Below are 10,606 nucleotides of genomic sequence, written 5' to 3'. Positions count from 1 at the left end.
CGCCGATGCCGGGCATCGACGCCAGGCTCGCCGGGCTGTCGGTCGCCAGCAGCCCGGCGACCAGGGCTACCGTTCCCGCGCCGACGAGTTGCACGGCCGTCTGGTACGTGGCAGTGGCCCGCCCGCGTAGCTCACCGGGCACGGCTGCGACGGCCCGTACGTGCAGGGCTGCGAAGGCGAGGACGAATCCGGCGGAGACCAGCAGCAGCACCGGCAGCACACCGGTCAGGTATCCGGTGTCCGGGTCCAGCCGGAGTGCCAGCAGGTAGCCCAGCGGTGGGAGAGCCCCGCCGAGGGCCACCAGCCGGGCCGCGCCAAAGCGCCGTACCATCCGGCCGGACCAGGGAGCGGTGATCGCCAACGGCACGCTGGCCGGCAGCAGCGCCACCGCCGTCCACCACGGCGACCAGCCCCGGACGGTCTGTAGGTGCAGCGTGAGCACCAGCAGGAGCCCCCAGTAGGAGCCGTTGAGGGCTCCCGCGCCCAGCGCCGCCTGCCGGAGGGTCGGAAACGCCCGGAACAACGGTGGCCCGGCCGCCCGGCCGAGTCGCCGGAACAACAGCACCGCGCCCGCGCCGAACAGCAGAGCGCCGAGGGTCCACGGGTCCGTCCACCCCCGCGTCGGGCCGCTCGCCAGGGCGTACGTAAGCAGGACGGCCCCGCCGACGAAGGTCGGCGCACCGGCTGCCGGATGTCCGTCGGCCTCCACCGGACCCGGCGGGTCGGGCGGCACGTGCCGGCGGGCGACCAGCAGCAACGCGAGCGCCACGGGGGCGGGGAAAGCCAGCGTCCACCGCCAGTCCACGGAGGTGAGCAGCCCCGACAGCACCAGGCCGAGGGAAAAGCCGCTGGCCCCGGCCAGGGTGTACACGGACAGTGCCCGGTCCCGGTGCGGTCCGGGGGGAAAGACCGTGGCGATCACCGCGAGGCCGGTGGTGGCGGTGACCGCGGCGCAGCAACCCTTCACGAATCGCGCGACGATCACCAGCCCGACCGTGGGAGCCAGGCCGGCGACCACCGAAGCCAGGGCGAAAGCGGCCATCGCCAGCAGGTAGGCCCGGCGTCGGCCGAGGGCGTCGACGAGTCGCCGGCCGAACAGCAGGGTCCCGCCGAAGCCCAGCGCGAAGCCGGTCACCAGCCACTGGGCATCGACCAGGCCGACGCCCAGCTCCGCGCCGATCGTCGGCAGCGCGACGACCAGAACGGCGACCTCCAGCGCGTCCAACAGCATGTTGCCGGAGAGCACCAGCAACAGGCCCCAGCCCGCCGTCGGCGACGACGACCGCGTGGAGGCGGCCGTCACCGCGCTTCGGTGGTACGCCGGGCCTGCGCCGTCAGCCGCTCCAGCACGGGTACGGTCTCGACGGGACTCGGCATGGCGAGCATGTCCTCGTAGAGCGCGTCGGCGCCCTGCTGGAAGGAGGGCTCGTTCAGCAGGCGCAGCAGGTTGGCCCGGAAGTCGTCGACGGAGAACTCCTCCGCGTCCATGGCGATCGCGGCCCCCCGGGAGACCAGGTACCTCGCGGTGACCTCCTCGTCCCACTTGAGCACCGGGACGACCAGGTGCGGCACCCGTTGCTCGACGGCGGCGGCGGCGGTGCCGCCACCACCGTGGTGCACGATCGCCGAACAGGTCGGCAGGAGCAGCCGCAGCGGCAGGTAGTCGACGGCCCGCACGTTGTCCGGCACCTTGCTCACCTCGGCGAGCTGGGCGTGGTTGAGCGTCGCCACCAGCTCGATGTCCAGGTCGGCGACCTGCTCGAAGAGATCCGACATCGGGATCCCGTCGTACCGGTTGTAGATCGTGCGCGAGCTGACTCCGAGGGTGAGGCAGACGCGGGGCCGCTGCGGCGGCTCACGCAGCCAGTCGGGCAGGGTGGCGGCACCGGAGTACGCCACCCGGCGCAGCGGCACGTACCGGACGTCCAGTGGCAGCCGCATCCGGGGCGGCACCAGGTCCAGCGTCCACTGGCCGGTGATCGCCTCGTCGTCGTAGTCGCAGCCGTACCGGTGCAGCAGCGGCTCCAGCCAGCAGACCACGGGATCGTCGCGGAGCTGGCCGCCCTGCCGGTCCCGGAACTTCCGGTTGAGCCAGACCACGTTGTCCAGCCCCCAGAGCAGCCGGGCGTGGGCCGCTCCGGTGACCTTCGCCGCCACCATGCCGATGGGGTTCAGGGTGTCCCAGACGACCAGGTCAGGCCGCCAGGACCGGGCGAAGGCGACCACGTCGTCCGCCATGGACGCGTGCTCCGCCCCGGGCTCCGGGTCGGGATAGGTACGCACGAACAAGCCACCGAGGTAGTGGGCCACCGTGTGCCAGGCGTTGCGGTGGGAGTGGTCGAGTGCGAGGACGTCCGTCGGCCGTCCCCGCCGCTCGTCCTCCTCACTGGCCAGTTGGACCGGACCACCGGCCGGCACGGCGGTCAGCCCGGCGGCCTCGACGCTGCCGGCGAGGTTGGGCGAGGTCGCAACCCGGACCTCGTGTCCCGCCGCCTGCAACGCCCAGGCCAGCGGGGTGATCGGGTACAGGTGGGCGGCGGCCGGAAAGATCGTGAACAGGATTCTCATCTGGGGGTCCGTTCTCGGGATCTGATCCGGCGTTCGCCCGCCGGATCACGGTACGTACGGTCGGCGCTCGCGCCCCTCACGCAGGGTCGTGGCCCACCAGCCGAGCTGGTCGAGCAGGTACTTCCCGGCGGTGTCGCAGCCCTCCGGGTCGATCGGGTCACCGTCCGCGCCGAACTGCCCCCACGCGTTGTGGAAGCTGACCGTCGCCCGGACGGTGACCGCGTGCAGTTCGGCGAAGACGAGGCGGAGCGCCTCCACGGCCCGCAGCCCTCCGGAGAGCCCGCCGTACGACACGAAGCCCACCGGCTTGGCGTGCCACTGGGTGGAGTGCCAGTCGATGGCGTTCTTCAGCGGGGCCGGGTAGCTGTGGTTGTACTCCGGGGTGACCACCACGAAGGCGTCCGCCGCCTGCAGACGGCCCGCCATCTCGCCCAACACCTGTGCCGCCGGGGCACTGAGTTGCGTGGTGATGGACGTGGGCAGGTCGTGCTCGGCCAGATCGATCACGTCGACCTCGAAGGCGTCGCGCTGTCGCACCTGCTTGACGAACCAGTCGGCAACGGTCGGGCCGAACCGCCCCTGCCGGGTGCTGCCGATGATCAGAGCGAGCCGGATCGGTTCGGTCGACATAACTGTCCCCTTCGACGTCGGGCCTGATTGGTCGTGGTGCCCCGCACCGACGACGACCCTGACGCTATGACCTGAACCAAAGTTGAGGTCAATGTCCAGCGCTCAGACGAGCAGTGTCCCGCCGCTGACGTCCAGCACCCCACCGGTGATCCACCGAGCGTCGTCCGAGGCCAGGAACGCCACGACGTCGGCGATGTCGGCCGGCTCACCCAACCGGCCGAAGGCGGTCGTCTGGGCCATCGCCTGCCGGATCTCCGGCTGCTGGAGAAACTCGCTGCCGTTGTCGGTGACCCCGGGCGCCACGGTGTTGACCGTGATCCTCCTCGCCGCGAGATGGCGACCGAGGTGCAGGCCGAGCATCTCCAGCGCCGCCTTGGACATCGCGTACGCGAGTTCCTGCGGCAGCGGCATCCGGGTCAACGCCGACGAGACGTTGACGATCCGGCCCCCGTCGGGCATCAGGGACAACGCCCGCTGCACGATGAACAGCGGCGCGACCGCGTTCACCGCCAGCAGACGCTCCACCTGCTCGGTGGTGATCTCCTCGGGCTCGCCGCCCCCCATCACGCCGGCGTTGTTCACGACGATGTCCAGCGTGCTGCCACCGGTGTGCTCCTTGAGCCCCGCCTGGAGACCGTCGAAGAGCGTGTCCACGTCGCCCGGCACACCCAGTTCGGCCTGAACCGGGAAGGCCCGCCCTCCGGCGGCCGTGATGGCCGCCACGACTTCCTCCGCCGCCGCCTGCCCGGCGCGGTAGTGCACGGCCACCAGGGCGCCGTCGCGCCCGAGCCGCTCGGCGATGCCCCGGCCGATGCCCCGACTCGCGCCGGTCACCAGTGCCGTCCGTCCGGCAAGTCTGCCCATGGTCGTCCCCTTCGTTCGAGTGGTTGCCGAATCAGTTCGGTCGATCAGTCGAGCGCCGGCAGCGGCTCGTCCCCGGGCGCGCCGAACCAGCGGTGCAGGGCCGCCCTAAGCTGCCCGGAGCCGCTGGCGGTCCAGGCCACGTGCCCGTCGGGACGGAGCAGGACGGCCCGCTCGGCGTGCAGCGCGCTGGACCGGTCGGGGCGGGCGGTCAGCGCCCGGACCCGCCCGGTCCATCCCTCGGCCACCGCCCGGAACCGGGCGATCTGCTGGCGGCTCGTCGTGGCGCAGACCAGCACGCCGCGCGCCGGCCGCAGCAGCGCGGTCGTACTCGACCAGCCGGCGGCGGTGAGCAGCGCGTGGTGCGAGATCCGGCAGCCGACCAGCGGATCTGCCGGACCGCCCGCCCGGTACCGCACGTCGAGCCCGCTGATCGCCCCGGCCAGGTGCGCCTGCGCCTCGGTGCTGCCCAGCAGTTCGGTCAGTACCGCGCGCAGCGCCTCCATCTCGGGCCCGCCGAAGAGCAGCAGTGCCTGGGCCCGGACGTCCTTGAGCACCCGGGCGCCGACCGGGTGCCGCTCGTCGTGGTAGCTGTCGAGCAGCCCTGGCGGTGCCCAGCCCCGCACCTCGGCGGCCAGTTTCCAGCCCAGGTTGACGGCGTCCTGGATGCCCAGGTTGACAGCCTGCCCACCGACCGGCATCTGCACGTGCGCGGCGTCCCCGGCCACCAGCACCCGGCCCTGGCGGTACCGGGTGACCTGGAGGCTCGCGTCGTCGAACGAGTCGAGCCACACCGGACGCGCCGCGTGGACGTCCTCGCCGGTGACCCGCTGCCAGGCCGCCGCCACGTCCGCGAATGCGGGCACCCGGCCCTGGCGTGCCGGTGGGCGGCCGAACTCGTGCACCATGATCCGGGTCGTGCCGTCGTCCCGGCGTGCCGCGCTGGCCACCCCGGCCGGGTACCGGCGCAGCCGCCGCTCGGCCAGGTCCACCCCGAGCAGGTCTGCCCGGTACAACAGCCGTTCGGCGGTGGAGCCGGCCAGCTCGAAGCCGGCCAGGGCGCGGACGGTGCTCTCCTCGCCGTCGCAGCCCACGAGATACCCCGCCGACATCCGGCGTGCCCCCGCCCGGCTGCGCACCGTCGCCTCGACGCCCCCGTCGGTCACCGTCAGGTCGCACAGCTCGTGACCGCGGCGTACGTCGACGCCCAGCTCCCGGACCCAGGTCGCCAGAACCGACTCGACCAGCGACTGCCGGACCCGCCAGTGCCCCGGGTGTCGACTGGGCAGCCGGCTGAGATCCACCGGGATGCCGCCGAAGTGACTGGTCCGGTCACAGCCGACCTCGCCCAACCGGTCGAGCAGGCCACGCTGGTCGAGGACCTCCATCGTCCGGGTGTTCAGATGGGTCGCCCGGGACTCCCCGGTGGGCTCGGCCAGCCGCTCCAGCACGGTGACCCGGGCGCCGCCGAGCCGCAGTTCCCCGGCGAGCATCAGCCCCACCGGGCCGGCACCCACCAGAATGACGTCGGTGCTTCGGTACCGGTCGGCGGCCCCGCCCGTCGCACGCGCACCCAGGCGTACAGGACCTCGGCCGTCCAGTCCCGAGGCCGGCTCAGCCCGCACGTTCGGCGTGCTCCTTGGCGTGGCGCAGCGTCGCCAGGCTGTTCGTGCTGAGCGCGTTGCGCACGAAGGTGCGGGCGTCCGCGACGGTGGCCGAAGGGCCCAGGACCCGGGTCACGTTCGCCTCGTTGATCACGACGGTGTGTCGCGAGGTGACCGTCACCCCGCCCGGGCGGCCCTCGAACAGCCAGTGCCCGGTGTGCAGGGTCATCAGGGCCGGCGTCTGGATCTGCTTGTAGACGATGCGCTCGTCGGGAAAGCAGACCCGCACCGAGGTGGTGGTGTGGGTCGACCCGTCCTTGGTCAGGGTCTCCATCTGCAGCAGCTGCAGCCCCGGGGTCTCCTCGATCAGCGACACCCGGGCCACGTGCGGCAGCCGGGACGGCCAGCGGTCGGCCTCGTTGATGAAGTCGTAGACCGCCTTGGCCGGCGCGTCGATCTCCACCGTGTCGTCGAAGACGAGCAGTCGGCCGACCCCGTCGTCGGCCAGCTCCGCGTTGGCCTTCAGCGCGGCCAGCTCGGCGGTGCTGTTGCGGTCCACGGCCGCATCGATCCAGACCAGCTGCCCGGGGTCGTCGTCAACGGCCCGATAGTCGTGCAGCAGCCGTACCCGGCACCGGTCGGCGGCGACCGGTTCGATCAGCCAGGCTCCGCCCATCGCCGCGACCGGCGGGGTCGAGACCTCCTGCCGGAAGTCGATCCGCAGCCCGTCCGGGTCCAGCCACCGGCGGGAGGTCCAGCTCTTGGGCTCACCGTTGGCCGTGGCCCAGATCCGGATCCGTTCCTCCCGTTCGGCGCTCTCGACCTGGTCGACGTGGACGGTCGGCGGGAACAGCCGGGGCCAGTTCTCCACCTCGGCGACGAGCCGGTAGGCCGTGGCGGCCGGTACCTCGATCTCGATCTGGTGCTCGACGTTGCGCTGGTGCTCGACGTTGCGCTGGTGCTCAGACATCCATCCTCCTCGGTCACGACGACGCAGCTACGGGCCGGTGGCCCGGCACCGGGAGCACTCAGAAGTTGCCGAGCCCGCCGCACACGTTGATCGCCTGGGCGGTGATCGACGCGGCGGTCTCCGACGCGAGGTACCCGACCAGGCCGGCGACCTCCTGCGGGGTCGAGTAGCGGCCCAGCGGGATCTTGGCCTGGAACCGGCGCATGACCTCGTCCTCGGTGACGTCCCAGGCACCCGCGTAGCCCTGCCTGACCCGCTGCGCCATCGGCGTCTCGACATATCCGGGGCAGACCGCGTTGACCGTGACCCCGGTCGGGGCCAACTCGTTTCCCAGCGCCTTGGTGAAGCCGACGACCCCGTGCTTGGAGGCCGAGTACGGCGCGCCCAGCACCACACCCTGCTTGCCGGCGGTGGAGGCGATGTTGATGATCCGTCCCCACCCGGCGTCGCGCATCCCGCCGATGGTCAACGCCGCCCTGGACATCCGGAACACGCTGTTCAGGTTGGTCTCGATCACGTCGAGCCACAGGTCGTCGGCGAGATCGGCGGTGACCCCACCGCCGCTGCGGCCGGCATTGTTGACCAGGACGCCGAGCGTCCCGTAGCGGCTCACCGCGGCCCGGACGGCCTCCTCGACCTCGGTACCGGACCGGACGTCGCAGGGCGTGCCGTCGACGTCGAACCCGCGCTCGCGCAGGTCCTTGGCGGTCGACGCGACCCGCTCGGCGTTACGGGCGCAGATGAACACCTGGTGCCCGGAGGCGGCCAGCTGCTCGGTCACGGCGAGGCCGATACCGCTGGTGGCACCGGTGACCAGCGCCACCCGGGAACGTTGCTCCGACATCTGGCGTTCCTCTCCCTGGCTCACTTGACCAGGCGCTTGGCGTTGGACAGTCGGGTGTTGACGGCGGTGAGCAGGCACCGGGGCGTCCCCGCCTCGATCACGGCGCTGTCATCGAGCGAGATGCCGTACTCGCGTTCGATCCGGGACCCGGCCTCCAGGAGGGCGAGCGAGTCGTACCCGAGGTCGTCGAAGGTGGTGTCGTGGATGTCGGTGGCGGGGTCGATGCTCTCGTCGGTCCCCGCCGCGGCGTGCAGAATCCGTCGAAGGTCGTCGATCGTGAAGTCGGCCATCAGGTGGCTCCTTCCTGGAAGGGCTACTGCGGTTGCGGCGTACGGACGACCAGCGCGGAGTTGAAGCCGCCGTAGCCTCGGGCCAGCACCAGCGCGGCCCGCAGCGGACGCCGCCGGGGTGCCTCGGTGACCAGGTCGATGCCGTGCTCCGGGACCGGGGTGACGTGCACGGTGTGCGGCACGACGCCGTCGCCGAGCGCGAGCAGGGCGGTCACCACGTCGAGCGCGCCGGCGCCGGAGCAGAGCCGGCCGGTCATCGTCTTGGGCGCGGTCACCGGCACCCCGAAGGGCCCGAAGACCGCCCTGATCGCCTCGGCCTCGATCCGGTCCTGCTCGGCGACGCCGCAGGCATCGGCGAACACGACGTCGATGTCGGCGGGCGACAGTTCGGCATCGGCCAGGGCCGCCTCGATGGCCCGCCTGGTGGCCGGTGGCCGGCCGCTGTCCGGGTGCGGATCGAAGCTGGCGCCGTATCCGGCGATCTCGCCGTACACGGTCGGCGCGCCGCGTTCACGGGCCGAGTCGGCGTCCTCGACGACGAGCAGGGCTCCACCCTCGGCCGGTACGTAGCCACCGGCGGCGGCGTCGAAGGGCAGGTACGCCCGCTCCGGCTCGTCGCTGAGGCTCAGCCGGCGGCTCGCCAACTGGGCGACCCAGCCCCACGGGCAGATCGACGCGTCCATCCCCCCGGTGACCATCACCCGGGTGCCAAGGCGTACGTGCCGACGTGCCTGGGCCACCGCGTCCAGCCCACCGGCCTGCTCGCTGACCAGCGCCCCACACGGGCCCCGCATCCCGTTGCGGATGGAGATCTGCCCGGTGTTGACCGCGTAGAACCAGGCGAACGACTGATAGGCGCTGACGTACTGGCCGCCCTGGCTCCACAGGTTACGCAGTTCACCCTGCCCGAACTCGAAGCCGCCGGAGGAACTGGCGGTCACGACGCCCATGTCGTACTCGGGCACGTCGCCAGCGCGTACCGCAGCGTCGCTCAACGCCCAGTCGGCGGCGACCAGGGCCAGTTGGGTCATCCGGTCGGTCTGCGGCAGCAGCCGGCTCGGCAGGTGCTCGGCGGGATCGAAGTCGCGGATCTCCCCGGCCAACCGGGCCGGATACCGGTCGGGTACGAACCGGGAGACCGGACGAATGGCGCTCTCGCCCTTCAGGGTCGCCGCCCAGTACGCTTCGGCGCCCAGTCCGTTGGGGGCGGTGACACCGATGCCGGTCACCACCACCCGGGCCGTCACGGTCTGCTCCGGTCGGCGCGGGTCAGCACCATCGCGCTCTGGAACCCACCGAACCCGCTGCCGACGGTGAGTACGGTGTCGACGCGTTGTATCCGGGCCACCCGGGGCACATAGTCGAGGTCGCACTCCGGGTCGGGGTTGTGCAGGTTGGCGGTGGGTGGGATGAGGCCGGTCTCGATGGCCAGGGCGGAGGCGGCGATCTCCAGGGAGCCGACCGCGCCCAGCGAGTGCCCGATCATCGACTTGATCGAACTGACCGGGGTGGCGTACGCGTGGTGGCCCAGGCTGAGCTTGAGGGCGGCCGTCTCGTGCCGGTCGTTCTGCTTGGTGCCGGAGCCGTGCGCGTTGACGTAGTCGATGTCCTCGGGATTCACCCGAGCCTCGGCCAACGCGGTCCGGATGGCCTCGGCCATCTCCCGACCGTCCGGCCGCAGCCCGGTCATGTGGAACGCGTTGCACCGGGAGGCGAAGCCGGCGATCTCGGCGTGGATGTGCGCGTTGCGCCGCCGGGCGTGCTCGTACTCCTCAAGCACGAAGATCGCCGAACCCTCGCCCAACACGAACCCGTTGCGGGTGGCGTCGAACGGACGCGAGGCGTGCTCCGGGTCGTCGTTGCGGGGGCTGGTCGCCTTGATCGCGTCGAAGCAGGCGACGGTGATCGGCGAGATCGGAGCGTCGGTGGCACCGGCGATCACGATGTCGACCGACCCCTCCCGGATCAGCTCGCAGGCGTGTCCCACGGCATCGATGCCGGAGGTGCACCCGTTGGAGACCACGGTCGCCGGACCCTCGGCGCCGGTCGCCCACGCCACCTCCGCCGCGAAGGAGCTGGGCACGAAATGGTTGTAGAGGTGGGGCGGGGCGTACTCGTGGTCGACCAGTTCCAGCCGACCGCCGTCGCTCACCACCCGGTACTCCTGGTCCAGACCCATCGTCGCGCCGACCGCGCTGCCGACCGTGACGCCAACCCGGTGCGCCGCGAGTTCCTCCGGGTCCAGGCCGCTGTCCTCGACCGCCTCACGGGCGGCCACGACCGCCAGCTGCGCCGCCCGGTCCATCCGCCGTACCTCCTGCGGCGTCAACCCGCTCAGGTACGGATCGAAGTCGATCTCGGCAGCGATCTGCGAGCGGAACGGTGTGGGGTCGAAGAGCGAGATCCGCCGGGTCGCCGTACGCCCGTCGCCGAGGAGGCTCCAGAACTCCTTGACGCCGATTCCGCCAGGTGCGAGAACGCCGATTCCGGTGATGACTACCCGAGGCCTCACAGGGTCTCCTCCCAGTGATAGAAACGAGTCGCCATGGCATCCTTGGGCGAGCGCCACGTCGCCGGGTCGTAGGCACCGATGAACGGCTTGAGGTCGTCGCTGATGGCCACGAACAACGGATCCGCCTTGGCCTTCTCCACCGCCTCACCGCCGGTCTCGGAATCGAAGTCCTGGAGGTGGAAGTACAGGCCGCGGTACGCGAACAGCTCACGCCGCCGGGTGCCCATCCGTTGGGGCAGGTCGGTCTTGTCGAACTCGGCGAAGAGCCGAGCGACGTCCGGCGCGGAGTCCGGGGCCATCCGAGCCACGATCAGGGTGCTGAACATG

General features: G+C 71.7%; 11 protein-coding genes. All 11 read right to left on the bottom strand.

The features are described 5' to 3' along the window. On the bottom strand, positions 1–1,303 hold a 1,303-nt coding region (locus tag ACFT41_RS08375; protein WP_377613766.1), incomplete at its 3' end, for an MFS transporter. After that, positions 1,300–2,568: an activator-dependent family glycosyltransferase gene (locus ACFT41_RS08370; protein ID WP_377582837.1), complete on the bottom strand. Its 1,269-nt coding sequence runs from the start codon at positions 2,566–2,568 to the stop codon at positions 1,300–1,302. The genes ACFT41_RS08370 and ACFT41_RS08375, both read right to left, overlap by 4 nt. Positions 2,569–2,613: 45 nt before the next feature. Beyond that, positions 2,614–3,198 carry an NADPH-dependent FMN reductase gene (locus ACFT41_RS08365; RefSeq protein WP_377582839.1) on the bottom strand — a complete coding sequence of 195 codons (585 nt, stop codon included), beginning with the start codon at positions 3,196–3,198 and terminating at the stop codon, positions 2,614–2,616. A 102-nt stretch (positions 3,199–3,300) separates the two neighbouring features. After that, on the bottom strand, positions 3,301–4,062 hold the full coding sequence (locus ACFT41_RS08360) for an SDR family oxidoreductase (protein WP_377582841.1): 762 nt from the start codon (positions 4,060–4,062) through the stop codon (positions 3,301–3,303). A 44-nt stretch (positions 4,063–4,106) separates the two neighbouring features. Further along, positions 4,107–5,684, bottom strand: a complete 1,578-nt coding sequence (locus ACFT41_RS08355; protein ID WP_377582843.1) for an FAD-dependent monooxygenase — start codon at positions 5,682–5,684, stop codon at positions 4,107–4,109. Beyond that, positions 5,674–6,633, bottom strand: coding sequence for an aromatase/cyclase (locus ACFT41_RS08350; protein ID WP_377582845.1), 960 nt, complete (start codon positions 6,631–6,633; stop codon positions 5,674–5,676). The genes ACFT41_RS08355 and ACFT41_RS08350 overlap by 11 nt, the downstream gene beginning before the upstream one ends. Before the next feature lie 58 nt (positions 6,634–6,691). Then, positions 6,692–7,477 carry an SDR family NAD(P)-dependent oxidoreductase gene (locus tag ACFT41_RS08345; protein ID WP_377582847.1) on the bottom strand — a complete coding sequence of 262 codons (786 nt, stop codon included), beginning with the start codon at positions 7,475–7,477 and terminating at the stop codon, positions 6,692–6,694. 20 nt (positions 7,478–7,497) lie between these two features. Beyond that, positions 7,498–7,767, bottom strand: a complete 270-nt coding sequence (locus ACFT41_RS08340; RefSeq protein ID WP_377582849.1) for an acyl carrier protein — start codon at positions 7,765–7,767, stop codon at positions 7,498–7,500. A gap of 23 nt (positions 7,768–7,790) precedes the next feature. Continuing rightward, a complete protein-coding gene (locus tag ACFT41_RS08335; protein ID WP_377582851.1) occupies positions 7,791–9,014 on the bottom strand; it encodes a ketosynthase chain-length factor in 1,224 nt (407 codons plus the stop codon). After that, positions 9,011–10,279, bottom strand: coding sequence for a beta-ketoacyl-[acyl-carrier-protein] synthase family protein (locus tag ACFT41_RS08330; RefSeq protein WP_377582853.1), 1,269 nt, complete (start codon positions 10,277–10,279; stop codon positions 9,011–9,013). The genes ACFT41_RS08335 and ACFT41_RS08330 overlap by 4 nt, the downstream gene beginning before the upstream one ends. Further along, positions 10,276–10,605: a TcmI family type II polyketide cyclase gene (locus ACFT41_RS08325; protein WP_377582855.1), complete on the bottom strand. Its 330-nt coding sequence runs from the start codon at positions 10,603–10,605 to the stop codon at positions 10,276–10,278. The genes ACFT41_RS08330 and ACFT41_RS08325 overlap by 4 nt, the downstream gene beginning before the upstream one ends. Position 10,606 lies beyond the last annotated feature (1 nt).

It is taken from the genome of Micromonospora sp. NPDC057141, assembly GCF_042670805.1.
GTDB lineage: Bacteria > Actinomycetota > Actinomycetes > Mycobacteriales > Micromonosporaceae > Micromonospora.
This window is presented reverse-complemented; position numbering and strand designations above follow the sequence as displayed.

What these genes read in the sequence shown, in the direction of transcription:
- ACFT41_RS08360 (WP_377582841.1), bottom strand. Translation starts at nt 4,062, where the DNA reads ATGGGCAGACTTGCCGGACGGACGGCACTGGTGACCGGCGCGAGTCGG.
- ACFT41_RS08345 (WP_377582847.1), bottom strand. Translation starts at nt 7,477, where the DNA reads ATGTCGGAGCAACGTTCCCGGGTGGCGCTGGTCACCGGTGCCACCAGC.
- ACFT41_RS08365 (WP_377582839.1), bottom strand. Translation starts at nt 3,198, where the DNA reads ATGTCGACCGAACCGATCCGGCTCGCTCTGATCATCGGCAGCACCCGG.
- ACFT41_RS08350 (WP_377582845.1), bottom strand. Translation starts at nt 6,633, where the DNA reads ATGTCTGAGCACCAGCGCAACGTCGAGCACCAGCGCAACGTCGAGCAC.
- ACFT41_RS08370 (WP_377582837.1), bottom strand. Translation starts at nt 2,568, where the DNA reads ATGAGAATCCTGTTCACGATCTTTCCGGCCGCCGCCCACCTGTACCCG.
- ACFT41_RS08325 (WP_377582855.1), bottom strand. Translation starts at nt 10,605, where the DNA reads ATGTTCAGCACCCTGATCGTGGCTCGGATGGCCCCGGACTCCGCGCCG.
- ACFT41_RS08340 (WP_377582849.1), bottom strand. Translation starts at nt 7,767, where the DNA reads ATGGCCGACTTCACGATCGACGACCTTCGACGGATTCTGCACGCCGCG.